Raw genomic sequence first — 25,933 nt, 5'->3', positions numbered from 1 at the left:
TCTGATGAATTCATCATAAATCTGCAACCTGTGTCGCACTAGCCGGTTAAAAGCAGCCGCATCGTTCTACCAGCAGAACGATAGACGCAGATCTTCGATCCAAGGCATGGCGCCCCAACCGACTGATCTATCAGGAATGAATACGCTGCGCGAGGCTGTGCATGGCTTCGCGCAGTGATTCGACTGCGCTAGCCACTACAGCCGCCTCGCCATCGCGGCACGCCTGCTCAAGGTCGTGACATGCATTCACCACCCGCGCCGCACCGACCATTTGCGCGCCGCCCTGGATGTGATGGGCCAGATCGCTCAGGCCTGCGTGATCGTGTTGCTGGCTCAAGTCGTGCAGACATTGCAGGTCGACGTGCAGGCTGCGTAAAACCTCATCGAGCAGACGATCAATGCGCGAATGGTCGTCGCCCGCCAATTGCCGCAAGGGGTCAAGGTCGATCTCGGCCGAGGCGTCGGCCTGAGAACGGACAGTCTCGCCAGCGCAGGGTATTGCGCGGCTCAAAGCCCGACTCAAATCGTCCAGGCGGATCGGTTTGATCAGACAATCATCCATGCCGGCATCGAGGCAGCGTTGCTTTTCCTCGACTTGTGCGTTGGCGGTATAGCCGAGAATCAGACAGCGTCCCCCGCCAGCTCTCGCCTCTGCTTCGCGAATCGCTTGCGCAACCTCATAACCATTGATCCCGCGCATATTGATGTCGGTGATCACTGCATCAAAATGCCGCCCTTGCTGCAATGCCAAGGCCGCCGGGCCATCGCTGGCGCTACACGTACGGTGCCCCAACTCTTCCAATTGCAGACACAGCACCAAACGGTTTACCGAGTTATCGTCCACCACTAAAACTTCAAATTGACGATGCTGCGGCGCAGTAACCTGCGCCGCTACAACGTCGGCGGCTCGCGCGGACGCTATCGGCAGTTGCACCTGTATGCTGGCCCGCGTCCCCCGCCCCGGCTCACTGGCAAGGCGTATCTGCCCGCCCATCATTTCACACAGCGTGCGGCTGATGGCCAGACCCAGCCCGGAACCACTTCGCGGTGCCTGGGGATGATTGCCCACCTGGACAAACGGACTGAACAACTGCCGCAGGTCTGCGGCACTGATGCCGATACCGGTGTCTCTGACAAATACGCTGACCGAGAGCAGGCCTTCCCCACCGGCAGCCACGCGCAGTTGCAAACTCACCTCGCCACTGTCGGTGAACTTGATCGCGTTGCTCAGCAAGTTCGACAAAACCTGCATGAATCGCGTCCGGTCGATCAGCACCTCGATGTCACTGCGCGGATCAGCATCGACGTTCCACCGCAGGGACTTTTCCCCTGCCAGGCCCTCGAAAATCCGACAGACCGATAACACTACGTCGCGCAAATTGGCGCGCTCAGGCACTAGAGACATTCGCCCGGCTTCGATCTGCACGATATCGAGGATATCGCCGATCACCTCCATCACGTGCTGGGCGGCACTGGCTGCAACTTCAATAGCCAGATGATCAGTGACACCTTCATCGGCACGCTTGCGGGCAAGCTCCAAAGTGCCGATCACCGCGCTCATCGGCGTGCGGATTTCGTGGCTCATGCTGGCCAGAAAAGTCGTCTTGGCGCGGTTGGCGTCATCGGCCGCTTGCTTGGCTTGCTGCAACTCATGTAGCCATTGTTGACGCTGACGGATCTGTCGGCGCTGAAAAGCGATCCACAGCAGGGCCAGCAGCAACAACCCCGCCGCCATCGCAAACCCCTGGAGGATTTGCTGGCGATGGCGCAGCCAATAACTGTCCTGCACAACCACGTTATGACTCCAGCGCGATAGCAGATCGTCCATCTCCTGTGGAGTGATGCTGAGCAGTGCCTTGTTCAGAATTGAATGCAGTTGCGGTGCGTCCTGCGCAGTGGCCATGGCCACTCTGGCCGGGGTATCGCCCAAGGTGGACACGATGCGCAATCGCTCGCGGTACCGGTGATCAATCAGATAGCGCGCGACCAGCAGCGAACTCAACGTCGCGTCCGCCTGACCTTCAAGGAGCGCCTGCGTGCCCTGCGCCGGACTCGGCAACTCGATCAGGCGAATATCCGGCACGAGATCCAACAGGTAGTCACGCAGAGGATTGTTGCGATAGAGCGCCAGGCGCTTGCCTGCCATCTCGCCCAGACTGCGCGGTGCATGGGCCTGCGTACCAGTGATCAACACAAATGGGCTGTTCAGGTAGGCGCGAGTGAACAGCATCTCGGTTTCTCGCTCGCGGCTCGGCGTCAACACGGGCAACACATCCAGCGTCCCGCTCTTGAGCTGCTCGACCTGAGCATCCAGAGACTGCCCGCGCACGATCTCGAATGTCAGTCCACTGCGCTGGGTGATCAGATCCAGCAATCGTGCAGTGAGACCTTGCAACTGCCCATCAGCATCAAAGAATGTCAGCGGGGCGAAATCCTCAATGGCACCGACCCGCACCACTGGATGTTGTTCGAGCCAATCGTGCTCACCAGGGCTGAGACTCACGCGCAATTGTCCACTCATGTCGGCGCGGCCAGCGCTCCAGCGCTGCTCCATGAGCTGCCGCTGTTCCATGGGGATGGCCAGCAACGCCTGGTCGACGATGCGCTTCAATCGGGCATTGCCGTGTGCCATTGCAAAAGCGAACGGATTGGCGTCCAGCCCGGCAGGCCCGGCCAATTGCAGGTCATTGCGGTAGTTGGTGTTGATCAGATAGTTGGAGCTGATGAAGTCGCCGAGATACAGGTCGGCCATGCCGAATGCCACTGCACCGAGGGCATCGAGAATCGAGGGATACGTGATCAGCACGGCGCCGGGATATGCCTGCCGAATGGTCGACGCGGGCAAGTAGTCTTCAACCATGGCGATGCGCTTGCCCGCAAGGTCCGCCGGCAGCAGCGCGTTGTGCCGGATAACCCACATGGGCTGATCTTCGGCGTAGGCGCGAGACAGCGTCAAACCCGGGTCGGCACGCTCGAAATTGTTCGAAGTAGCCAGCAGATCGAGAGTGCCGGACTTGAGCGCGGCCATGGCGTCATCACGGTTCGGGTAACGCAGCACCTTGACCGGAACATTCAACAGTTGCCCAAGCATGTCGGCGTAATCAGCGGAAAGACCTTCCAGCTCGTGCTGATTGCGCGTCACTTCGAACGGCGCGTAATCGGCACCTGAAACCCCGATGCTCAATGGCGCAAGCTTGCGTAGCCATTGTTGGTCTCTGCCGTCCAGTTGCAGATGGACGTTTTCAAGACTGGCGCGGGGGAGTACTTCCAGTTCCTGCGGCGTGGCGCTGGCCCATGCCGCAATCCCGATTACCAAAAGCAGCGCGAGGACAACTTCGCCCGGCCTCATGCGCGCGCCATCAGATCAGCCCGTTACGCGTGGCAAATTCGCGCAAAAGCACCAGCGAGCTCAGCCCAAGTTTCAGCATCAGGCGGGTTTTATAAGTGCTGATGGTTTTATGGCTCAGATACATCTCGACCGCGATGTCCTTGTTGGCTTTGCCAGCGGCCAGCTGGACCAGAATCTGCAGTTCCCGATCGGACAATTGATCGATCATCTGGCGCTCACTGCTGTGTGGCGTACCTCTGCTCCCGTTGAATGCGGATTCAGGGAAAAAGGTGTAACCGGTCATGAGAGCCTTGATGGCATCGCGCAACTGCTGCAATGGCGCTGCCTTGTTGACGTAACCCATTGCCCCGACGTGCCTGCAGCGCTGCATGTAGTGGTCATTTCCCGCCGCCGAGTAGACCAGCACCCGGCTACTCAAGCCACTCGACCGGATACGCTCAAGCACCTCCAAGCCGCTCCCTTTTTCGAGTTTCAAGTCCAGGATCGCGATATCCGGCTGGTGTTCGCGAATCACCGACAAGGCTTCCACACCGCTGGTCGCCAGATAAATCGTGTCGAAGCCCAACGCTTGCAGAATCAGACTGACGGCGCTCTGGATCACCGGATGATCGTCAGCAATCAGCGCTTTATTCATTACCCCTCCCCATACAGACGTAGGACGCTGGCGCCACGGTGGCTGCTCAACGACTGTTGCACGGGAATCGCGATCAATCTACCTGTCAGATCTGACAGTTGCGGCCGGCTGAAAACTGTGTTCACGCCCTGCATTGCATGGGCAACGCCTGGTTCCAGGTCACAACCTCCTGCTTGCGTGACGCTTCGACCCGCGACATCAAACGCTCGATTGTCTGGAGGTCCGGCGTTGCCGCATCACTCAAAGGCTCGTTATAGATCAGCCACTGACGAACCTGCGGGTTATCGAGGAGGTATTCCGCCAGATTCAGCGAACCTGCCGCCAGATCTGCATTCACCAGCACCACGTCGAACGTCGTGCACTCGCTGTCAACCAGCGTCAGCAGTTCGATAAGCGATTGCACCGGAGCGATGCGGTAGTAGCCGAGGCGATTGAACGATCGCTCGATCATCATTCGCTGAAAGTGCTGTGGATCAGCGATCAGAATGCGCAAGTCTTTGTGGATCACGGTGGATTACCCGGGCGGTGGCTGCTTCAGGGTCGCCAAGGTTACGCACGCCACGCGAAGTCTTCTGTAGGACTTTTCCTAAAAAACCAGTCATTCATCCGGGTTGTTGCGTTGCGATATGTTGGCCAGCAACGCTTATTCGGTCGTGCTCGGACTCCAGAACGCCTGCACCACCAGCGTAGAAGTCGAGATCCGCGCCACCAGTGCATCCAGTTCATCACCGTCCACCGAGGTGGTCGCCAGGGTGGCTTCGACCTCAATTTCGTCGGCGCCAAACGCATGCACATCGACGTCGCTGGCCGGGTAGTTGCTGCGTTCCAATTCGGCTTCGAGCAAGGCCAGCACGGCTTTTTTCTGCGAACGTCGGGCAATCACATAGACGATGTTGGTGACTTCTGCCGAGACCACGTCCAGTGGCTGGCGGTTGATGTTGTTGACGATCGGTCGCAGCAAGGTATTGGCCGCGAGAATGAACAGTGTGCCGAGCACCGCTTCGGCAAGCAGATCGGCGCCGGCACAGGCGCCGACCGCCGCGGATGTCCACAACGTCGCAGCGGTGTTGAGGCCACGCACGTTGCCCTCTTCGCGCATGATCACCCCGGCACCGAGAAAACCGATGCCGGAGACCACGTAAGCAACCACGCGCACCGCGCCTTCGGCCCCGGCGAGACGGTTGGCCATGTCGACAAAGATCGCCGCACCGACCGCCACCAGCACGTTGGTGCGCAGGCCCGCCGTGCGTTGCCGGTACTGGCGCTCAAAGCCGATCAGACCGCCGAGAATGAACGCCGCGCTGAGGCTGACGAGGGTGTCGATCAGCGAGGTCAGGTTGAGGTTGTTGATGGCTTGCATGATGAAATCCTTGATGAACCGACCTGTGGCGAGGGAGCAAGCTCCCTCGCCACAGAAATTGGCAGTGCTGTTATTGCCAGCCGAACCGGCGGATGTAGAAACCTTTCACCGCTTGGGTCAGCGCCATGTACGCCAGCAGAATCATCGGCAGGAACACGAAGTACAGCGACGGTAGCGCCTGCAGTTTGAAATAGTGCGCCAGCGGTCCCATCGGCAGGAAGATGCCCACGGCCATGATGATTCCGGTCATGACCAGCAGCGGCATGGCTGCGCGGCTTTGCAGGAACGGAATCTTCGGCGTGCGGATCATGTGCACGATCAGCGTCTGGGTCAGCAGCCCGACCACGAACCAGCCGGACTGGAACAGCGTCTGGTGATCCGGAGTGTTCGCATCAAACACGTACCACATCAAAGCAAAAGTTGTGATGTCGAAGATCGAACTGATCGGCCCGAAGAACAGCATGAAGCGCCCGACGTCACCGGGCTGCCAGCGCTGCGGCTGCTTGAGCATTTCTTCATCGACGTTATCGAACGGGATCGCGATCTGCGAAATGTCGTACAGCAGGTTCTGCACCAACAGGTGCATGGGCAGCATCGGCAGAAACGGAATGAACGCACTGGCCACCAGCACCGAGAACACGTTGCCGAAGTTCGAACTGGCGGTCATCTTGATGTACTTGAGCATGTTGGCGAAGGTCCGCCGTCCTTCGAGCACGCCCTCCTCCAGCACCATCAGACTTTTTTCCAGCAGGATGATGTCGGCGGCTTCCTTGGCGATGTCCACCGCGCTGTCCACGGAAATGCCGATATCAGCGGTGCGCAATGCCGGGGCGTCGTTGATGCCATCGCCCATGAACCCGACCACATGACCGTTGCCCTTGAGGATGCGCACGATGCGTTCTTTGTGCGACGGCGTCAGTTTGGCAAACACGTTGGTGGTTTCCACCGCCACCGCCAGTTCCGCGTCGCTCATGCGCTCGATGTCGTTGCCCATCAGCAGGCCTTGCTGAGCGAGGCCGACTTCGCGGCAGATTTTCGCCGTGACCAGTTCGTTGTCGCCTGTGAGCACTTTCACTGCGACGCCGTGTGCCGCCAAAGCCTTGAGCGCTGGCGCGGTGCTTTCTTTTGGTGGATCGAGAAACGCTACATAACCGATCAAGGTCAGTTCCTGCTCATCGGCCAGGCTGTAAGTGTCGCGACCTTCAGGCATCGAGCGAGCTGCCACCGCCACCACGCGCAAGCCTTCAGCGTTGAATGCTGATGTGACCTGACGAATTCGCGCCAGCAATTCATCGCTCAAAGCTTCCTCTACTTCGCCGTGCTGCACACGGCTGCACACCGCCAGCACTTCTTCCACCGCGCCTTTGCAGATCAGCCGATGCGGTTCGCCACGCCCTTCGACTACCACCGACATCCGGCGCCGATTGAAGTCGAACGGGATTTCATCGATCTTGCGAAACGCCGTGCCGACCTTCAGTTCGCGGTGGACTTCCACGTGTTCCAGCACCGCCACGTCGAGGAGGTTTTTCAGGCCGGTCTGGTAGTAGCTGTTCAGGTAAGCCATTTCCAGCACGTCATCCGAGTCTTCACCCCAGACATCGACATTGCGCGCCAGGAAGATTTTGTCCTGGGTCAGGGTGCCGGTCTTGTCGGTGCACAGCACGTCCATTGCACCGAAGTTCTGGATCGCGTCGAGGCGTTTGACGATGACTTTTTTGCGCGACAGAAACACTGCACCTTTGGCCAGGGTCGAGGTGACGATCATCGGCAGCATTTCCGGGGTCAGGCCCACGGCAATCGACAGCGCAAACAGCAACGCCTCGGTCCAGTCGCCCTTGGTGAAACCATTGATGAACAGCACCAGCGGCGCCATGACGAACATGAAACGGATCAACAGCCAGCTGACTTTGTTCACGCCCTGCTGAAACGAAGTCGGCGCGCGATAGGTGGCGCCAACGCGCTGGGCCAATGCGCCGAAATAGGTGCTGTTGCCGGTAGTCAGGATCACCGCAACCGCCGTACCGGAGACCACGTTGGTGCCCATGAACAGGATGTTCTCCAGCTCCAGTGGATTGCGTGTGTCGCGATCGGGCTGGCGCGGAAATTTCTCCACCGGCATTGATTCACCGGTCATCGCTGCCTGACTGACGAACAGATCCTTGGCGCTGAGCACCCGGCAATCGGCGGGAATCATGTCACCGGCCGAGAGCACGATCAGATCGCCCGGCACCAGTTGCTTGATCGGCAATTCAGCGCGCGGCGCATCGCGGCGCAGCACCGTAGCGGTGTTGCTGACCATTGCTTTGAGCGCGTCGGCAGCCTGGTTGGATTTGCTTTCCTGCCAGAAGCGCAGCAGGGTCGAGAGCACCACCATCGAGAAAATCACGGTGGCGGCTTTGAGGTCTTCGGTCAGCCACGAGATCACCGCCAACAGGGTCAGCAGCAGGTTGAACGGGTTTTTGTAGCAGTGCCACAGATGGGTCCACCACGGCAGCGGCTGCTCGTGTTCGACTTCATTGAGGCCGTGTTGCGCACGCAGTGCTTCGACTTCGATGTCGGTCAGGCCGTCGGAGTGAGTGCCCAGCGACGACAGCAGCGGGCCGCTGTCGCAATGCGCGGCATCGACCAACACGTTGGCCAGCGTCGGCGGGACTTCACGGCTGACCGTGGTGTCGTTGATGGTTTCCAGCAACGCCAGTCGGCGGAAGTGCCGGGCGATGTGGCGGTTACGCAGAAAGCCTGCGAAAAATTCCTTGAGCGTAAGTTTCATGGCTGTTGCCCCTATGGTCAGCCGGGAAACCGTCAAGCAGGTACGAGCCTGCCTTTGCCTACCGGAAAACCGGCACGGCAAGGCGTGGCGCGCCAGTCAGAAAAGACAGGCGTGTCGATAGGGCTGCGATGACGACGATGAGGTCGTAATCACGCTCTTTTCAGTGTCGATGAGAAGGACGTCGGGACATGACCGGAATCGGTCAGGATCGGGATGCCGCTGCTCGCTGTTCGGCGAGACAACGGCACAAAAAGATGCGCGTTATCTTGCCGAGAATCTGCCGGTTACCGAGACCGGCCGACAACTGTCACTCGAACAAGTACCCACTGTGGGTCTCCGCTATTGATGAAAACGCGCGAAGCTTACGCCCCGATTTCTGGAGAGTAAACCCGCAAAAGGAATGAGGTTGGGGAATGTGGCGGATGTTCAGGAAGGGTTCAGCTTTGACAGTTTTGTGCTGTTGCTCAGGGCCTCATCGCGGGCAAGTCGAATCGTCGCACCGCCGCTCCCACAGGGATCTCGGGTGGACACAAAATCTATGTTCACTGGAGAAACCTGTGGGAGCGGCGGTGCGACGATTCGACTTGCCCGCGATGAGGCCCTTACAGACAACCAGGTTTTAGCTGGCAGTCGCCAACAACAGATCCGCCATCGAACGATGCCCACGATGCTTGCCATGCTCATAGAGCGAGCCGGCAATCTCGTCCGCGCGGATCGGCAGGATCGACAGCAGCGTGTCGCTCAGGCCGTGGCTGGCCTGGCAAAAGCCCTGCATGTACAGACCGGCCTTGCAACGTTCGTCGGTGATCAGTTTGTAGTTGCGATCAACCTCGAAGTCGCCCAGATATTCTTCCAGCGGCGCCAGCAGTTTGCGGTGCATCTGCCGCTCGTAACCGGTGGCCAGCACCACCGCGTCGTACGTGCGCACAGTAACTTCGCCGGTGGCGTTGTTGCGCACTGCCAGTTCAATACCGTTGTCGGTCGCGGTGGCTTTCTCGACCGTGGTCAACGTGCGGAACGCGTGACGCGCGACACCGGAAACTTTCTGACGGTAGAAGATGCCGTAGATGCGTTCGATCAGGTCGATGTCGACCACCGAGTAGTTGGTGTTGTGGTACTCGTTGACCAGCCGCTCACGCTCGCTGCTCTTTTGCTGGAAGATCAGGTCGGTGAATTCCGGCGAGAACACTTCGTTGACGAACGGGCTGTCGTCCGCCGGCTTCAGCGCCGAGCCGCGCAGGATCATGTCGACCTGCACCGACGGGAACGAATCGTTCAGATCGATGAATGCTTCCGCCGCGCTCTGCCCGCCACCGATGATCGCGATGCTCATCGGCTGATTGTTCACGCACGGTTGCTTGGCCATTTGCGACAGGTACTGCGAATGGTGGAACACCCGGCCGTCACCCTTCAGCGCTTTGAACGCTTCGGGAATGCGCGGCGTGCCGCCAGCACTGACCACCACCGAACGCGCGGTGCGCACGAATTGCTGGCCGTCGCTGCCACGGGAAATCACTCGCAACGCTTCAACCTGATGGTTGTGCAGCACCGGCTCGATGGTCAGCACTTCTTCGCCGTATCGGCTCTGTTCGGTGAACTGCCCGGCGACCCAGCGCAGGTAGTCGTTGTACTCCATGCGGCACGGGTAGAAGGTGCCGAGGTTGATGAAATCCACCAGGCGCCCGTGCTGCTTGAGGTAGTTGACGAACGAGTACGGACTGGTCGGATTGCGCAGGGTCACCAGATCCTTGAGGAAGGAAATCTGCAACTCGCTCTGGGTCGACAGGGTGTTGCCGTGCCAGCTGTAGGTGGGTTGCTTGTCGAGAAACAGAACATCCAGTTCGCCCTGGATCGGGCCGCGCTCTTGCAGAGCGATGGCCAGCGCCAGATTGGAAGGGCCGAAGCCGACGCCGATCAGGTCGTGAACGATGGGCGATGCAATTGCCTGTGTCATTTCCAGTGTCCTCTGGATGAACCCCTCAACAGCAGGGAGGAAGAGCTTGGGTGACCGGCCGGCCCTTGAGCGGGAACAGCAGGTCGTCTGTTGAGTAGGAACGAGGACAGTGAAATAAAATTTACCGGCAACAGCTCAATGGGCATCCCATTGTTTGATGCGCAACCGGCAATGTTTCATCGCGTTGACGATGTGTTTTTCCACCAGCGCCTTGGAAATCCCCAGATGCTCAGCGATCTCCGGGTGCGAATGGCCTTCGATCTTGCGCAGCAGAAAACTTTCGCGACACAGCGGTGGCAGCTCCGCCAAGGCGCGCTGGAGCATTTCCAGACGCTGGCTGTGATCGAGAGTGCTGTGGGGGGACGGCGTGAAATAGCGCTCTTCACTGTCGAGCACTTCCAGCGATTCGACCTGACGCAAGGCGTTGCGCCGATGGTCATCGATCACCAGATTCAGCGCGGTGCGATAAAGGAAAGCCCGCGGTTGCTCGATCGGTGTATCACTGGAGCGTTCCAGCACCCGTACAAAGGCGTCATGCACCACATCTTCGGCAACCTGACGGTTGCCCAGCTTGGCGTTCAGGAAACACACCAGCTCGCGATAGTAGTTTTCCAACATGACTCCCGGCCGCGAAAAGCGCGGTTTCTGTCCTTGAGCACACCGCTCTGCTAACGCCTGGAGTGCAGTAGCAAGATGGTGGCAGCTTGAGGTGCGTAATTTATAGTAATTCTCATATAGATTTAAAGTAGTGATTGTCTTTGCTGACCAAATAGTCCTGCCCGGCAACCTGTAACTTGGTGTGTTGACGCTTAAATTCCCGCGCTCACTCATCGTTTACAGGACAGCTCCCCGTGTCTGTCGCGCCTTGCGGCAGCGTTCAGCCAGCTGAACGACGGGCCGAATTTCACTGGCCGGAACCCTGCATGAAACGTCCCCGCCCCGCCCGACGCGCCCTGTTCGCCGCCCTTTGTCTGATCCCTGTGATTGCCGCAGCCGCCTGGCAAGTTCTGCCGCCGGGCCGGGACACGCTGGCTACCGTGCAGGTGACGCGCGGCGACATCGAAAACAGCGTGACTGCGCTGGGCACCCTGCAACCACGGCGCTACGTGGATGTCGGCGCGCAAGCGTCCGGGCAGATCCAGAAAATCCACGTCGAGGCCGGCGATGCGGTCAAGGAAGGTCAGTTGCTGGTGGAGATTGATCCGTCCACGCAAAAGGCCAAGCTCGACGCCGGGCGTTTTTCCATTGAAAACCTCAAGGCCCAGTTGCAGGAACAACGCGCCCAGCACGATCTGGCGCAACAGAAATATCAGCGCCAGCAAAAGCTTGCCGCTGGCGGCGCCACTCGCGAAGAAGACGTGCAGACTGCCCGCGCCGAGGTTCGCGCGACTCAGGCGCGAGTGGATATGTTTCAGGCGCAGATCCGCCAGGCCCAGGCGAGCCTGCGCAGCGACGAAGCCGAGCTCGGCTATACACGCATCTATGCGCCGATGACCGGCACCGTGGTGGCGGTGGGTGCCCGCGAAGGCCAGACGCTCAACGCGCAGCAGCAGACCCCGCTGATTCTGCGCATCGCGCGCCTGTCACCGATGACGGTGTGGGCTGAAGTCTCCGAAGCCGATATCGGCCATGTGAAACCGGGCATGACCGCGTACTTCACCACTCTCAGCGGCGGTACACGGCGTTGGAGCAGCACCGTGCGGCAGATTCTGCCGGTGCCGCCGCGTCCGCTCGAACAGAGTCAGGGCGCCAGCCCCACCAGCGGCCGCAGCGGCAGCGAGCGTGTCGTGCTGTACACCGTATTGCTCGATGTCGAAAACGCCGACAACGCCCTGATGACCGACATGACCGCCCAGGTGTTCTTCGTCGCCCAACAGGCGCGAAACACCCTGACCCTGCCCTCCGCCGCCCTGCAACGCAGCGACCGCACGGACTGGCAACGCGCACAGATTGTTGCCGCTAACGGCGAGATTCAATCGCGCGAAGTACGCACCGGTATCAGCGACCGTTTGCGCACACAAATCCTCGAAGGGCTTGCCGAAGGCGAACATGTATTGAGCAGCCCGGCCACCGGCAGCGGAGGCTGAATGCACACGCCCCTGATCGATCTGCGTCAGATCCGCAAAGCTTACGGCGGTAACGACAGCCCACTGGTGGAGGTATTGCGCGGTATCGATTTATCGATTCATGCCGGCGAATTCGTCGCCATCGTCGGCGCCTCCGGCTCCGGCAAGTCGACGCTGATGAACATCCTCGGCTGCCTCGACCGTCCCACCAGCGGCGAGTACCTGTTTGCCGGTGAAAACGTCGCACAACTGGACACCGACGCACTGGCGTGGCTGCGGCGTGAGGCGTTCGGTTTTGTGTTCCAGGGCTACCACCTGATCCCTTCCGGATCAGCTCAGGAAAACGTCGAGATGCCTGCCATTTACGCCGGTACCCCGGCTGCCGAGCGGCATGCCCGGGCCAGCGCATTGCTTGGCCGCCTGGGCCTTGCCGAGCGCACCGGCAACCGGCCGCATCAGTTGTCCGGCGGCCAGCAGCAACGCGTCTCGATTGCCCGAGCGTTGATGAATGGCGGCCATATCATCCTCGCCGACGAACCCACCGGCGCCCTCGACAGCCACAGTGGCGCCGAAGTCATGACCCTGCTCGACGAACTCGCCGGCCAGGGTCACGTGGTGATACTCATCACCCACGACCGCGAGGTCGCGCAGCGCGCCAACCGCATCATCGAAATCCGCGACGGTCTGATCATCAGCGACAGCGCCGAGCATTCAGTCTCCCCGCACAATCCCGATCCCGGCGCATTGCAAGCGGTGGATCTGCGCCAGCGCCTGAACAGCGGCAGCACCCAGACTGGCGCGTGGAAAGGCGAACTGCTGGACGCGGTGCAAGCGGCGTGGCGTGTGATGTGGGTCAACCGTTTTCGCACCGCCCTGACCTTGCTCGGAATTGTCATCGGCGTGGCATCGGTGGTGGTCATGCTGGCTGTGGGCGAAGGCAGCAAACGCCAGGTCATGGCGCAGATGGGCGCCTTCGGTTCGAACATCATCTACCTCAGTGGCGCCGCGCCCAACCCGCGCACGCCACCGGGCATCATCACCCTTGACGACGTCGCCGAGCTGGCTGCTCTGCCTCAGGTCGATCGCATCATGCCGGTCAATGGTGCAACCGCGGGCGTGCGCTTCGGCAGTGCTGACCACTCCAGTTACGTGGGCGGCAACGACACCAATTTCCCGAGCATCTTCAATTGGCCGGTGGTTCAGGGCAGTTACTTTACTCAGGCCGACGAAGACAGCGCCGCAGCCGTGGCGGTGATCGGCGCCAAGGTGCGCGAGAAGCTGCTCAAGGATGTGGCCGACCCGGTGGGCCAGTACATCCTGATCGAAAACGTACCGTTTCAGGTGCTTGGTGTGCTCGCCGAAAAAGGCTCCAGCTCCGGCGACTCGGACAGCGATAACCGCATCGCCGTGCCCTACTCCGCCGCGAGCACCCGGTTGTTCGGCAGCCGCAATCCGGAATACGTGGTGATCGCCGCCAAAGACGCGCGCAAGGTCAAGGAGGCCGAGCAGGCGATCGAGCAAGCGATGCTGCGCCGGCATAACGGCAAAAAGGATTTCGAGCTGACCAATAACGCCGCGATGATTCAGGCCGAGGCACGCACCCAGGGCACGCTGTCACTGATGCTCGGGGCGATCGCTGCCATTTCCCTGTTGGTGGGCGGCATCGGCGTGATGAACATCATGCTTATGACCGTCCGCGAGCGTACCCGTGAAATCGGCATCCGCATGGCCACCGGGGCCCGCCAGCGCGACATCCTGCGCCAATTCCTCACCGAAGCGGTGATGCTCTCGGTGGTCGGAGGAATTGCCGGAATCAGTCTGGCGCTGCTGGTCGGCGGCGCGCTGCAACTCGGCGGCGTGGCCATGGCATTCCAGTGGATCGCGGTCTGCGGCGCCTTCGGCTGCGCGCTGGCCACCGGCGTCATCTTCGGCTTCATGCCTGCCCGCAAAGCAGCCCGGCTCGATCCGGTCAAGGCCCTTACCAGTGAATGATCGACCTATGAAAGCCCACCTGACACTCCTCGCCGCCAGCCTGTTGCTGGCGGCTTGCAGCACCCCGGCGGCGCGTCCCGAAAGTGGCGTGCAAGCGCCTGCTGCCTGGCAATCGCCCGCGGCTCAAGCAGCCACGCAAGACAATCGACAATGGTGGACGCAGTTCGGCAGTCCGGAACTCGAACGCCTGATCGAACAGGCGCAACTCGGCAGCCACGATCTGGCCGCCGCTGTCGCCCGGGTCAGACAGGCCGAGGCCAGCGCCACGATTGCCGGCGCGCCGCTACTGCCTGAAATCAAAGCCGGCCTGAATGCCAATCGCCAGAAATTGTTGCATGGCAAAGGCTACAGCCAACTCGACGTCAATCCAGACAACCGCTCGCTCGATTACTACGACGCCGAGTTGAGCGCCAGTTACGAAATCGATTTCTGGGGTGGCAAACGTGCGGCCCGCGACAGCGCGGTATTCGGCGTGCAGGCCAGTGAGTTCGATCGCTCGACGGTGCAGCTGACCTTGCAAAGCGCGGTCGCCAACAGTTACACCCAGGCGCTGGCACTGCGCGAGCAGGCACGCATCGCCGAACTCAATCTGGCGAATGCGCAAAGCGTCCTACATCTGGTGCAAACCCGCTACGACGCTGGCAGCGCCACGGCGCTGGAACTGGCCCAGCAAAAGAGTCTGGTGGCCGAACAGCAACGCAAATTGCCACTGGTGCACCAGCAGGCGCGCGAGGCGCTGATCACCCTCGCCGCCCTGCTCGGCCAACCAGTGCAAACGCTGGCGATACCCCGCCAATCGTTCGCACAACTGCACTGGCCGCAGATTGCCAGCGGTGTGCCGAGCGACCTGCTGCAACGGCGCCCGGACATCGCCAGTGCCGAGGCGAAACTCGCTGCCGCGCAGGCCGACGTGAGCGTCGCGCGCGCGGCGATGTTGCCCAAGGTTACGCTGACCGCGAGCCTCGGCACCGGGGCCGATCTGGCGTCTGATCTGTTGCGTACGACGTTCTACAACTTGTCGTCGGGGCTGGTGGCGCCCATCTTCAACAACGGTCGACTGAGTGCCGAACGCGACAAGGCCAGCGCACGCCAGGAAGAATTACTCGAGTCCTATCGCGGCGCGATCATCAACGGCTTTGCAGACGTGGAGAAAGCCCTGACCAGTATTCGCGGCCTCGACGAACAGCGACAGTGGCAAACCGAAGAACTGAGTCAGGCACAAACCGCCTTCGACATCGCCCAGAGCCGCTATCAGGCCGGTGCCGAAGATCTGCTGACGGTGTTGCAGACCCAGCGCACGCTGTATGCCGCCCAGGACTTGAATGTGCAACTGCGCCTGTCACGCCTGCAAGCCAGCATCGCCTTGTACAAAGCCTTGGGCGGAGGCTGGCAAGTCATTTGAGTTCAGGCATTTTTCAAGGCAAAAAAAATCGCAGCCCGGGCTGCGATTTTTTTGTGCTCAGAGTTGGCGTCCCTTGACCTTCAGATGCCGGGCGTACCACGGTCGTTGTGGCACCTTGCGCAACAGATCGGCCATGTTGTCTTCGTCACCAAAGGTGATGCGCAACGCCAGCTTCATGGTTTCCGGATCCATTTCCACCGAGCGCCCCATCTGCAGGCCGGGAACAGTGCTGCAACCATGGGTGTCCGGGCCAAGCCAAGGGTCGTCCACCTCCACCCAGCGCCCGGGGGCAAACCACGGCACGCCGTTGACCTCGAGCCGGCTCACCTCGCCCGGATGAAACCGCTCGTGGGCGCGGAACCAGTCTTCGACGCGATCATCGATCCAGCCATGGAAACGCCAGAACACCGGGCTCACATGGGATGAGAACGGATCGCCGAGGAAGTCGTTTTCCGGCGCATACCAGCGCGCCGCGAAGTCCGCCTGATCCCGCGCCATCGGCACCGGAATGGCGTTCGACGGATCGCGCGCCACCGAGGCCCAACGCATGTGCAGCCAGTCGTGCAGGCCGAGTTCGACTTCCGAACCAAACTGGCCAAGCGTCAGTTTCGACAGATAACGCGGGTCGCTGTATTGCGACTCCCACACCTGAAAATTGCTGTGGTAGGTCTCGGCGGCCTTGATGTCGCTGACCCATTTTGTGTATTCGTCGTCGCCCTCGGTCACCCAGGTCGGCGGCAAGGCGTCGCCGTCGTGATTGTCGAAGTAGCGGGCGAAACCCTGACGATCACGTTCGAGTTCCGGTTGCGGCGCGGGGAACCGCAACCACGAGGGCAGATCCTGCATCGAGCGGGCAATGCCAAGCATGTGCCGGTGCATGAAAAAGAAGTCGATCCCCGAGCCATTGCGATCCTTGCGCGGACCACGGGCATCGCGCTCCTTGTCTCGCGGCCCGGGCTGCCAGCCAATGCCGCGCAGCGCGTCACGCTTTTTCTCGGACAGCTTGTGCCACTTGTCCCGCGAGGCATGCCAGAGCTGGTGGAACAACCGATGCTCGGGGGACACCAGCCACGCCAGCAATGTCGGGTTCAGGCCAGTGCGCTCGCGCGCCTCGGGAAACCGGCGCTTGATGGCGATGAAACGATTGTCCAGCTCCGGCAACCCCAAGGGACGATCGAGGTTCAGCACTTGCCCGGTGAGCGTGCCGCTGCCGGCATTGCCGAAGGCGGCCCAGACTTCGTCGAGTTTCACCTTGAGCTCATACACCGCCGGCGCTTGCGGTGCATCGGTGCGCATCAGCCGCCAATACAACTCGGCGCCATTGCCAGGCGCCAGATCGCCAATCACCAGATACTGCGACGGCGCCTCCGTGCGCAAACGGCTGCCGGTGTCGAGACAGCCGCGCAAGCCACGGCCACGGTGGGCAATATCAAGAAACAGTTCCACGCCGTCACGTGGCAGACCGGCGAGCCCGGCATCAGCACCCGTGAAGCGGATGTCCCAGATCCCGCACAGATTGTCCGCCAACTGCTGACCGGCCGTATCCGCGAGGTCGACCGTGGCCTCGCCCGGGGTGATCGGCTCGTCCTCGCGAGTCAGCTCACGATGTGCATAAAAAGCGGCAGGCAGCGCAGCGCCCGTGAGCGCCATGCCCGCCATGAACCAGCGTCGAGAGATCGTCATTGCCCTACCTGTGTCAGCCATGAAGCAGGCTTTATCCAAGCTAGAACGTTTGCTGGGGCAGTAAATTTATCGACTGCCGGAAAAGATCCCGCGCCGGCTGCCGCGGTTGTTTTGCGAGGCACTAAATTGTTCCGCCTCTCAGTCGTTCCTCCCAGATAGCAAAGGCCCCTGCGCCTGCACCTTGACGGCGAACCTGACTGAGATGGCAATGACAAAACCACGTTCGAAAAAGGCTCTATACATCGGCCTGCCGCTGGCCTTGGCAATCAGCGCCGGCGCGGGCTATCTGGCTTGGGATTACTGGTTCCGGAACAACCCGGGCTACCCGGTCAAGGTGATGAAACAGGCAACCGAACTGCAGGAGCGGATTATTTCCTTCGACAGCCATATCACCGTGCCGCTGAGTTTCGGCGCCCATGGCAACGAAGCCGACAAGGACGGCTCCGGACAATTCGATCTGATCAAGGCCAACCGCGGCCGACTGTCCGGCGCAGCCTTGACGGTGTTTGGCTGGCCGGAAATGTGGAACGGCCCGAACGCGCCCCACCGCCCTACCGATGGCTTTGTCGAAGAGGCACGCAATCAGCAGGAAGTGCGCTTCAAAATCATCTCGGGTCTGGTACGCGATTTCCCCAATCAGGTCGGCATCGCCTACACCCCCGATGATTTCCGCCGCCTGCACGGCGAAGGCAAGTTCGCGATTTTCATCAGCATGCTCAATGCCTATCCGCTGGGCAATGACCTGAGCAAACTCGACCTGTGGGCCGGCCGTGGCATGCGTATGTTCGGCTTCAGTTACATCGGCAACAACAGCTGGGCGGACTCCTCGCGCCCCCTGCCGTTTTTCAATGATTCGCCCGATGCCCTCGACGGCCTCTCGGACATCGGCAAACAAGCCGTGCACCGCCTCAACGATCTGGGCGTGATCATCGACGTTTCGCAGATGTCGACCAAGGGTCTGGAGCAAGTCGCGCAACTCAGCCGAACGCCGCTGGTGGCCTCGCACTCGGCGCCAAGGGCGGCGGTGGACATCCCGCGCAACCTCAGTGACAAAGAACTGCAACTGATCAAGAACAGCGGCGGCGTGGTGCAGGTGGTCGGGTTCTCGCAATACCTCAAGCCGCTGACCCAAGGCACTCAGGACAAGCTCAACGCGTTGCGTGCGCGCTTCGATCTGCCGCCGCTGCCCAACCTCGCCATGGCCCTGATGCCGGGCGATCCGATCATTACTGCATGGTCGGAACAAAAGCTTGGCCAGTACGCCAGCGGCCTTTACGGCATCCTTGAAGAAGAACCGAAAGCCACCCTCAAGGATCTCGGTGATGCCATCGATTACACCGTGCGCAAGATCGGCATCGACCATGTCGGCATCGCCTCGGACTTCAATGACGGTGGCGGTCTCAAGGGCTGGGAAAACGTCGGGGAAATCCGCAACGTGACCGCCGAACTGATCCAGCGCGGTTACTCCGAAGCGGATATCGCCAAACTATGGGGCGGCAACTTCCTGCGGGTCTGGGAACAGGTCCAGAAAGCCGCCAGACCTGCGCTTGCCGTGCGTCAGGACGCGAGCCAGCCATGACTGATCGGCGCACATTTCTCAAGCAGGCCGGCGTACTCGCCGCCGCCCTGCCCCTCAGTGCCAGCCTGACCGCCCAGGCCCGGACGCAGACCCAGGGCAGCAGCCAGCCAGCCGTGCCAGCCGATAAGTGGGCGCAACTGCGCCAGCTGTTCGAGCAGGATCCGGAGGCAATCCACTTCGCCAATTTCCTCGTCACCTCGCATCCCAAACCGGTACGCGACGCCATCGCCATGCATCGCGCGGCGATTGACCGCAATCCGGGACTGGCGATGGACTGGGATCTGGGTGTCACCGAAAAGCGCGAAGAAAACGTCAGGGTCTGGGCCGGTAAATACCTGCAAGCCAAGTCTGGCCAGATCGCCCTCACCGGCAGCACCACCGAAGGGCTGGCGATGATTTATGGCAGCGTGCAGGTGCGTCCCGATCAGGAAATCCTGACCACGGTTCACGAGCATTACTCCACCCGCAACATTCTCGACTTTCGTAGCGCGCGCGACGGCACGCGGGTACGCAAGCTGACGCTGTTCGAGCGCCCGCAAACCATATCGATGGATCAGGTGCTCGACACCATCAACAAAAACATCCGCCGCGAAACCCGCGTCCTTGGTATGACCTGGGTGCATTCGGGCAGCGGCGTGAAGCTGCCGATCAGCGAGATTGCAGCCCTCGTCGATCAGCACAACCGTGATCGCGAAGACCCGGATCGGCTGATCTACGTGGTCGATGGCGTCCACGGTTTCGGCGTCGAAGACCTGAGTTTCCCGCAGATGAACTGCGACTTCTTCATCGCCGGCACGCACAAATGGATGTTCGGGCCGCGCGGCACAGGCATCGTCTGCAGCCGCAGCGAACAGCTCAAATACGTCAGCCCGAGCGTGCCGACCTTCTCCGAAGCCACGAACTTTGGCACCACCATGACGCCGGGTGGCTATCACGCGTTCGAGCATCGCTGGGCCGTCGACGAAGCTTTCAAGCTGCATCTGCAATTGGGCAAGGTCGAGGTCCAGGCGCGCATCCACCAGCTCAACAGTTATCTGAAACAGCGCATGCAGGAACAGCCGGACATCGAATTGGTGACCCCGCTCGATCCGCAGTTCAGCGCAGGTTTCAGTTTCTTCCGGGTCAAGGGTCGCGACAGCGATCAAGTGGCCGCGCTGCTGATGAAAAACCGCGTGATCTGCGATGCGGTCAGCCGTGACGCGGGACCGGTGATTCGCACTGCCCCCGGCCTGCTCAACAGCGAAGCCGAAGTGGACCGGTTCGTCGCCGTGCTGGGCAAAACGCTGCGCGCCTGACGCTGCGCACCCGTTTCCTTTAACAGAGAAGACTCATGAAAAAGCCTCACGCCTTCAACCCGTTCACGGCACTGCCCGCGCTGGCCCTGAGCGCCCTCTGCGCGGCACTCCTGCCCGGTACCGCGCACGCCACCACTCCACCCGCTGCGGGCAAAGTGTTCAAGGACTGCAAGGATTGCCCGGAAATGGTGGTGTTGCCGACCGGCAGTTACACCATGGGCACGCCGGACGACGAAGTCGGTCGCGAGCCGGATGAAAGTCCACGCCATGAAGTGACGTTCAGCAAGCCGTTCGCCATCAGCCGCTTTCAGGTACTGGTCGGCCAATGGGACGCGTATGTGCGCGAAACCGGGGCCAAGCCCTACGACTTTGACGACCGCCCCGGTCGCCGCTGCACCGCCGGCAAGCCCGAATTCAAGCAGACCGAGCGCGATCCGGCGGTGTGCATGAATGTCGCCGAAGCCCAGGGCTACATCGATTGGCTGTCGAAAAAGACCGGTCATGCGTATCGCTTGCCGAGCGAGTCGATCCGCGAATACGCCGCGCGTGGCGGCAGCACCGGTTCCTTCCCGTTCCCCTTCGACAAGGGCAGCGACTATCAGATTTCGCGCCACGCCAACACCTACGGCGCCGCCGACGGCTACAACTTCACCTCGCCCGCCGGAACGTTCCCGGCCAACGCGTTCGGGGTGTATGACGCTCACGGCAATGTCTACGAGTGGACCGCCGACTGTTACCACAAGGACTACTCCGGCGTGCCCGCCGATGGCAGCCCATGGGTTCAGGAAAATTGTGAGCGCCAGGTCATGCGCGGCAACGATTGGGGCGAAGCCCCGGTGTTTTCCCGTTCCGGCAACCGCAACAGCAGTTGGCCGACCAGCAAGGGCGACTGGCTCGGCTTTCGCGTAGTGCGCGATCTCTGATCCTCGCTGCCACGACCGCAGCCTGTCTGCGGTCGTCTAAAGAAACCCCGTGATCAATCGTTTTCCTTAAGTACCGGCACTCCCTCCGCACCGAAGCAGGAATCCTCCATGACCAAGCCAACGCGTGGGGCGATCAACGAATTGTTCGCCCTGCTCAAGCCCTTCCGACTGATCGTCTCCGTGTCCATCATGCTTGGCATGCTCGGCGGCCTGAGCGTCACCGTGCTGCTGGCGACCATCAACAACGCCCTGCACTCATCCGACGGCCTGACCCGCACTGTCGTGATGATTTTTGCCGGCCTGTGTGTGCTCGCCTTGCTGACCACGATCCTGTCCGACATCGGCACCAACTACGTCGGTCAGCACATCATCGCGCGCCTGCGCAAAGACCTCGGAGAGAAAGTGCTGTCGGCGCCGATCGACCAGATCGAACGCTACCGCAGCCATCGCCTGATCCCGGTACTGACCCACGACGTCGATACCATCAGCGACTTCGCTTTTGCGTTTGCGCCACTGGCGATTTCCCTGACCGTGACCCTCGGCTGCCTCGGTTATCTGGCGATGCTGTCGTGGCCGATGTTCCTGATGATGCTAGTGGCGATCGCGATCGGCACGACCATTCAGGCGATTGCCCGGGCCAAGGGCATGCGCGGTTTTTATGCCGCGCGGGACTCCGAGGACGAGCTGCAAAAACACTACAACGCGATTGCCGAAGGTGCCAAGGAACTGCGCATTCATCGCCCGCGCCGCCAACGCATGTTCGTCTCGGGCATCCAGAAGACCGCCGAGAAGATCTGCGACACCCAGATCAAATCGATCAACACCTTCGTGATCGCCAAGTCGTTTGGCTCGATGCTGTTTTTTGTGGTGATCGGCATGGCCCTGGCGCTGCAATCGTTCTGGCCCAGCAGCGACAAAGCGGTCATGAGCGGCTTCGTGCTGGTGCTGCTGTACATGAAAGGGCCGCTGGAACATCTGGTCAGTACGCTGCCGATCATCAGCCGCGCGCAGATCGCCTTTCGCCGGATCGCCGAATTGAGCGAGCAGTTTTCCTCGCCTGAGCCGCATCTGCTGCTGGACGACCAAGGCAGCAAACCTGGCGCGGTCAACAGCCTGGAACTGAAGAATGTGCGCTACGCCTTCCCGGCCGTGGAAGGCAGCGAGCCGTTTCGTCTGGGGCCGGTCAACCTGCGTATCGAGCAGGGAGACATCGTGTTCATCGTTGGCGAAAACGGCTGCGGCAAAACCACTCTGATCAAACTGCTGCTGGGGCTGTACGCGCCGACCGAAGGCGAGATTCAGGTCAATGGCCAGCCGATCAGCGCGCTGAACCGCGATGACTACCGCCAGAATTTCACCACGATCTTTGCCGATTACTACTTGTTCGACGACCTGATCCAGGGCGACCGTCAGGTGCCGCAAGACGCCACGCGTTACCTCGAACGGCTGGAAATCGCGCACAAGGTCAGCGTGCGCGACGGCGCGTTCAGCACTACCGACCTGTCCACCGGCCAGCGCAAGCGTCTGGCGCTGGTCAATGCCTGGCTCGAAGAGCGTCCGGTGCTGGTGTTCGATGAGTGGGCAGCGGATCAGGATCCGACATTCCGACGGATTTTCTACACCGAGTTGCTGCCCGACCTGAAACGACTGGGCAAAACCATCATCGTGATTTCCCACGACGACCGGTACTTCGACGTCGCCGATCAACTGGTGCGCATGGAGGCCGGCAAGGTCAAAAGCGAACTGCAAAGCGCGTGATCGACGAAGCCGCGGCCAGACCGGGAAAAATTGTTTTCCGGTTTACCGCGGCTTCCTCGTCTTAATGAGATGAATAAGAACCATTAACAACTATACCTGCCAAGGTCTTAACCTCATGTCCGCATCCCGATTCATGCTCCGCCCTCTGGCCCGCGCCTTGATCATGCACGGCGCGACGCGCTCCCGACTGGCCACCACCGGCCTCGGCCTGGCAATGACGCTGGCCGTCACCCCCTATGTCCAGGCTCAGGAATGGACGCTGAACATCCCGGCGCAGCCATTGGCTCAGGCCCTGCAGACCCTCGGTCAGCAGACCAGCGTGCAAATTCTCTACAGCCCGGAAAGCCTGCAAGGTCTGCGTTCCAGCGCCCTCAGCGGTCGCTATGCGGACGATGCGGCAATCGCGGCCATGCTCAAGGGCACCGGCCTGCGTCATCAGCGTGACGGCAACACCGTGACCGTGATCGCACCGGCAACCGGCAGTGCGATGGAATTGGCACCCACCAATATCAGCGGGCAGCACCTGACGGCGACCACCGAAGGCAGCAACTCCTACACCACCGGCGCGGTGACCATTGGCAAGGGCGAGCACTCGCTCAAAGAGACGCCGCAATCGGTCACGGTGATGACCCGCAAGATGCTCGATGACCAGAACCTCAACACCATCGAACAAGTGATGGAAAAGACGCCGGGCATCACCGTTTATGACTCGCCGATGGGCGGCAAGTATTTCTACTCGCGCGGTTTCCGCATGACCGGCCAGTACCAGTACGACGGCGTGCCGCTGGATATCGGCAGCAGCTACGTGCAGGCCGACAGTTTCAACAGCGACATGGCAATTTATGATCGCGTCGAAGTGCTGCGCGGTGCAGCCGGCATGATGAAAGGCGCGGGCGGCACAGCCGGTGGAGTCAACTTCGTTCGCAAACGCGGCCAGGACACCCCGCACACCCAGTTGTCGCTGTCGGCGGGAACGTGGGACAACTATCGCGGCCAGGTCGACACCGGCGGCCCGTTGAATGACGCCGGGACCATCCGTGGCCGTGCAGTGGTCACCCAGCAGACCCGCCAGTACTTCTACGACGTGGCCAGCCGCAAAGATCAGATCTACTACGGCGCTCTGGATTTCGACCTAAGCCCCGACACCACGCTTGGCCTGGGCATGGCCTATGAAGACGTCGATGCCACGCCGTGCTGGGGCGGCCTGCCACGCTACGCCGATGGCTCCGACCTGCACCTCAAGCGCTCCACTTGCCTGAACACTTCGTGGAACAACCAGCGCAGCAAACGCGCGACCTACTTCGGCGATGTCAAACACCAGTTCAATGACGACTGGTCGCTCAAGGTCGCGGGGGTTTTCTCGCGCAACACCCAGGACATGGAATACGCCTTCCCGAGTGGCGCGGTACCGGTAGGTGCCACCAGCTCGAACACCTTGATGCTGGGCAGCACCTACGATTACGAGCAGACCGACTACGGTCTGGACGCTTACGTAGACGGCAAATTCGACGCCTTCGGCCAGCAGCACGAATTGACTGTCGGCGCCAACGCCAGCCGCTCGCACAAGGATGACTTCTACGCCGTGGCGGCACTGCCACAGCGTCAGAACGTGCTGAATCCGAATCACCACCTGCCGCAGCCTGACGAAAGCTATTACCTGGCCAACGCCTCCCGTGGCGGCCCGGTGGACATGCACATCAAGCAATACGGCGCTTACTCGATCGCCCGGTTGAAACTGGCCGACCCACTGACGCTGGTGCTGGGCAGCCGTGTCAGCTGGTACAAATCCGATACCGATTCGGTGCAGTACTTCCGTGGCGAAGGCACCCCGGTCAACACCAAATCCACCGAAACCGGCCAGGTCACCCCGTTCGCCGGGATTCTGCTGGATCTCAATGACAACCTGACGGCCTACGCCAGTTACACCGATATCTTCACCCCGCAGGGCGGCTACAAGAGCTTCGATGGCAGCACCCTCAAACCGCTGGTCGGGCAAAGCTACGAGCTGGGGATCAAGGGTGAGTGGTACGACGGTCGCTTGAACAGCCAGTTCAACCTGTTCCGCACCGTGCAGAAAGATGCGGCACAGGATGATCTACGTTGCGAAGACAGTTCCTGCTCGATGAACTCCGGCAAAGTCCGCGCTCAGGGCTTCGAAGCGGAAATCAGCGGTGAAGTGATCGACCGCCTGCAATTGCTGGCCGGCTACACCTACACCCAGACCAAAGTACTGGAAGATGCCGACGCGACCCAGGACGGCGTGGTCTACAACTCCTACGTGCCGCGCCACTTGCTGCGCGTCTGGGGCGATTACAGCCTGAGCGGTCCGCTGGATCGCGTGACCATCGGCGCCGGCGTCAACGCGCAGACCGGCACCTACCGCACCTCGCCTTTGGGCGGCGACAACATTGAAGGCGCCGGTTATGCCGTCTGGAACGGTCGCATCGGCTACCGCATCGACGACACCTGGTCGGTTGCGCTCAACGGCAACAACCTGTTTGACAAGCGCTACTACGCCACCATTGGTACTGAAGGTTTTGGTAACTTCTATGGCGATCCGCGTAACTTCGTGATGTCGGTCAAGGCTGATTTCTGATTTTTCGTTTGGTTTGTAAGAAAGCCCTGCTTTGGTGGGGCTTTTTTTTGGCTGGGGGTTGGGGGTTGGGTGATTATCCGTTGCTGCGGTAACGGCTTCTTAGGGTTCCGCCCTGACGGCGGGTCACTTTTTCCAAACGCCGAAAAGGTAACCCAAAAGGCTTCTCCCTAGCGTACGGCACTTCGCTTAGGCTCAGTGTTCCCTCGCTCCGGCGCCCATCAGGGGCATCGCCTCCGGTTTGCTGCGCTGCACCTCCTCTCGATGAATGCGGCTTCGCCGCACGGCCTGCCGATGGGGCTGGAGATCAAAAGCCACATCAAAAGCCACATCAAAAGCCACATCAAAAGCCACATCAAAAGCCACATCAAAAGCCCCTCACCACTCAACACAATGAGCGTTAGCTCGCGTACCGCTCTTGATCTCGAGCGCCCGTCGGCAGGCTGAGCGGAGGGATTGATCCGGGGGTAGGAGCGAAGCGACGTTTGGCGCAGCCAAACACATCGAGAGGAGGTGCAGCGCAGCCAACCGGAGGCGATGCCCCCGGATCAGTCTCGCAGCGAAGGAACCCGAGC

General features: G+C 60.8%; 17 protein-coding genes. 8 read left to right on the top strand and 9 right to left on the bottom strand.

Translation table 11 applies throughout. From position 1 onward, the window contains the following. Positions 1-130 precede the first annotated feature (130 nt). The 7 genes from ACP7BN_RS15925 to ACP7BN_RS15895 all read right to left on the bottom strand — a co-directional run bounded on the left by ACP7BN_RS15925 (position 131) and on the right by ACP7BN_RS15895 (position 10,685). The gene (locus tag ACP7BN_RS15925; RefSeq protein WP_426205185.1) at positions 131-3,349 is read right to left on the bottom strand and encodes a transporter substrate-binding domain-containing protein; all 3,219 of its coding nucleotides are present in this window, start codon (positions 3,347-3,349) and stop codon (positions 131-133) included. Between the two features lie 10 nt (positions 3,350-3,359). Next, entirely contained in the window at positions 3,360-3,983 is a 624-nt protein-coding gene (locus ACP7BN_RS15920) for a response regulator (protein ID WP_426205184.1), read from the bottom strand. A 121-nt stretch (positions 3,984-4,104) separates the two neighbouring features. Then, entirely contained in the window at positions 4,105-4,491 is a 387-nt protein-coding gene (locus ACP7BN_RS15915) for a hypothetical protein (RefSeq protein ID WP_426205183.1), read from the bottom strand. A 135-nt stretch (positions 4,492-4,626) separates the two neighbouring features. Then, complete coding sequence (locus tag ACP7BN_RS15910) at positions 4,627-5,343, bottom strand: MgtC/SapB family protein (protein ID WP_426205182.1); 717 nt, start codon at positions 5,341-5,343, stop codon at positions 4,627-4,629. A gap of 70 nt (positions 5,344-5,413) precedes the next feature. Then, a complete protein-coding gene (gene mgtA / locus ACP7BN_RS15905; protein WP_426205181.1) occupies positions 5,414-8,113 on the bottom strand; it encodes a magnesium-translocating P-type ATPase in 2,700 nt (899 codons plus the stop codon). A gap of 619 nt (positions 8,114-8,732) precedes the next feature. Further along, positions 8,733-10,067, bottom strand: a complete 1,335-nt coding sequence (locus tag ACP7BN_RS15900; protein ID WP_426205180.1) for a lysine N(6)-hydroxylase/L-ornithine N(5)-oxygenase family protein — start codon at positions 10,065-10,067, stop codon at positions 8,733-8,735. Positions 10,068-10,202: 135 nt separating this feature from the next. After that, entirely contained in the window at positions 10,203-10,685 is a 483-nt protein-coding gene (locus ACP7BN_RS15895) for a sigma-70 family RNA polymerase sigma factor (RefSeq protein WP_426205179.1), read from the bottom strand. A 305-nt stretch (positions 10,686-10,990) separates the two neighbouring features. Here ACP7BN_RS15895 and ACP7BN_RS15890 point away from each other — a divergent pair, with 305 nt between their 5' ends. Genes ACP7BN_RS15890 through ACP7BN_RS15880 form a run of 3 tightly spaced genes read left to right on the top strand, consistent with a single transcriptional unit; the run spans position 10,991 to position 15,527 of the window. Further along, positions 10,991-12,154: an efflux RND transporter periplasmic adaptor subunit gene (locus ACP7BN_RS15890; RefSeq protein ID WP_426205178.1), complete on the top strand. Its 1,164-nt coding sequence runs from the start codon at positions 10,991-10,993 to the stop codon at positions 12,152-12,154. After that, positions 12,155-14,125, top strand: a complete 1,971-nt coding sequence (locus tag ACP7BN_RS15885; RefSeq protein WP_426205177.1) for a MacB family efflux pump subunit — start codon at positions 12,155-12,157, stop codon at positions 14,123-14,125. Positions 14,126-14,132: 7 nt separating this feature from the next. After that, positions 14,133-15,527 carry an efflux transporter outer membrane subunit gene (locus ACP7BN_RS15880; RefSeq protein WP_426205176.1) on the top strand — a complete coding sequence of 465 codons (1,395 nt, stop codon included), beginning with the start codon at positions 14,133-14,135 and terminating at the stop codon, positions 15,525-15,527. 57 nt (positions 15,528-15,584) lie between these two features. Here the strand turns inward: ACP7BN_RS15880 and ACP7BN_RS15875 are convergent, their stop codons facing one another. Next, entirely contained in the window at positions 15,585-17,210 is a 1,626-nt protein-coding gene (locus ACP7BN_RS15875; protein ID WP_426205175.1) for a PvdJ/PvdD/PvdP-like protein, read from the bottom strand. 208 nt (positions 17,211-17,418) lie between these two features. On the opposite strand from ACP7BN_RS15875, the gene pvdM reads away from it, so the two are divergent. The 5 genes from pvdM to ACP7BN_RS15850 all read left to right on the top strand — a co-directional run bounded on the left by pvdM (position 17,419) and on the right by ACP7BN_RS15850 (position 25,361). Beyond that, complete coding sequence (gene pvdM / locus ACP7BN_RS15870) at positions 17,419-18,789, top strand: pyoverdine-tailoring dipeptidase-like protein PvdM (RefSeq protein ID WP_426205174.1); 1,371 nt, start codon at positions 17,419-17,421, stop codon at positions 18,787-18,789. Next, entirely contained in the window at positions 18,786-20,084 is a 1,299-nt protein-coding gene (locus ACP7BN_RS15865; RefSeq protein WP_426205173.1) for an aminotransferase class V-fold PLP-dependent enzyme, read from the top strand. The genes pvdM and ACP7BN_RS15865 overlap by 4 nt, the downstream gene beginning before the upstream one ends. Positions 20,085-20,119: 35 nt before the next feature. Then, the gene (locus ACP7BN_RS15860) at positions 20,120-21,007 is read left to right on the top strand and encodes a formylglycine-generating enzyme family protein (protein ID WP_426205172.1); all 888 of its coding nucleotides are present in this window, start codon (positions 20,120-20,122) and stop codon (positions 21,005-21,007) included. Between the two features lie 108 nt (positions 21,008-21,115). Then, positions 21,116-22,765, top strand: a complete 1,650-nt coding sequence (locus tag ACP7BN_RS15855) for a cyclic peptide export ABC transporter (protein ID WP_426205171.1) — start codon at positions 21,116-21,118, stop codon at positions 22,763-22,765. 115 nt (positions 22,766-22,880) lie between these two features. Continuing rightward, positions 22,881-25,361, top strand: coding sequence for a TonB-dependent siderophore receptor (locus ACP7BN_RS15850; protein ID WP_426205170.1), 2,481 nt, complete (start codon positions 22,881-22,883; stop codon positions 25,359-25,361). A gap of 192 nt (positions 25,362-25,553) precedes the next feature. Here the strand turns inward: ACP7BN_RS15850 and ACP7BN_RS15845 are convergent, their stop codons facing one another. Next, positions 25,554-25,724 (bottom strand): hypothetical protein, encoded by a 171-nt coding sequence (locus ACP7BN_RS15845; protein WP_426205169.1) that lies wholly within the window; start codon positions 25,722-25,724, stop codon positions 25,554-25,556. Between the last annotated feature and the right edge of the window lie 209 nt (positions 25,725-25,933).

Origin of the sequence: Pseudomonas sp. TWP3-1, from assembly GCF_049896625.1 — a bacterium.
Classification (GTDB): Bacteria; Pseudomonadota; Gammaproteobacteria; order Pseudomonadales; family Pseudomonadaceae; genus Aquipseudomonas.
This window is presented reverse-complemented; position numbering and strand designations above follow the sequence as displayed.

Bases quoted from the DNA above. Each gene is read 5' to 3' on its own strand.
- ACP7BN_RS15850 (WP_426205170.1), top strand. From the start codon at position 22,881: ATGTCCGCATCCCGATTCATGCTCCGCCCTCTGGCCCGCGCCTTGATC.
- ACP7BN_RS15890 (WP_426205178.1), top strand. From the start codon at position 10,991: ATGAAACGTCCCCGCCCCGCCCGACGCGCCCTGTTCGCCGCCCTTTGT.
- ACP7BN_RS15910 (WP_426205182.1), bottom strand. From the start codon at position 5,343: ATGCAAGCCATCAACAACCTCAACCTGACCTCGCTGATCGACACCCTC.
- pvdM (WP_426205174.1), top strand. From the start codon at position 17,419: ATGACAAAACCACGTTCGAAAAAGGCTCTATACATCGGCCTGCCGCTG.
- mgtA (WP_426205181.1), bottom strand. From the start codon at position 8,113: ATGAAACTTACGCTCAAGGAATTTTTCGCAGGCTTTCTGCGTAACCGC.
- ACP7BN_RS15885 (WP_426205177.1), top strand. From the start codon at position 12,155: ATGCACACGCCCCTGATCGATCTGCGTCAGATCCGCAAAGCTTACGGC.
- ACP7BN_RS15880 (WP_426205176.1), top strand. From the start codon at position 14,133: ATGAAAGCCCACCTGACACTCCTCGCCGCCAGCCTGTTGCTGGCGGCT.
- ACP7BN_RS15865 (WP_426205173.1), top strand. From the start codon at position 18,786: ATGACTGATCGGCGCACATTTCTCAAGCAGGCCGGCGTACTCGCCGCC.
- ACP7BN_RS15925 (WP_426205185.1), bottom strand. From the start codon at position 3,349: ATGAGGCCGGGCGAAGTTGTCCTCGCGCTGCTTTTGGTAATCGGGATT.
- ACP7BN_RS15855 (WP_426205171.1), top strand. From the start codon at position 21,116: ATGACCAAGCCAACGCGTGGGGCGATCAACGAATTGTTCGCCCTGCTC.
- ACP7BN_RS15860 (WP_426205172.1), top strand. From the start codon at position 20,120: ATGAAAAAGCCTCACGCCTTCAACCCGTTCACGGCACTGCCCGCGCTG.
- ACP7BN_RS15920 (WP_426205184.1), bottom strand. From the start codon at position 3,983: ATGAATAAAGCGCTGATTGCTGACGATCATCCGGTGATCCAGAGCGCC.
- ACP7BN_RS15875 (WP_426205175.1), bottom strand. From the start codon at position 17,210: ATGACGATCTCTCGACGCTGGTTCATGGCGGGCATGGCGCTCACGGGC.
- ACP7BN_RS15900 (WP_426205180.1), bottom strand. From the start codon at position 10,067: ATGACACAGGCAATTGCATCGCCCATCGTTCACGACCTGATCGGCGTC.
- ACP7BN_RS15895 (WP_426205179.1), bottom strand. From the start codon at position 10,685: ATGTTGGAAAACTACTATCGCGAGCTGGTGTGTTTCCTGAACGCCAAG.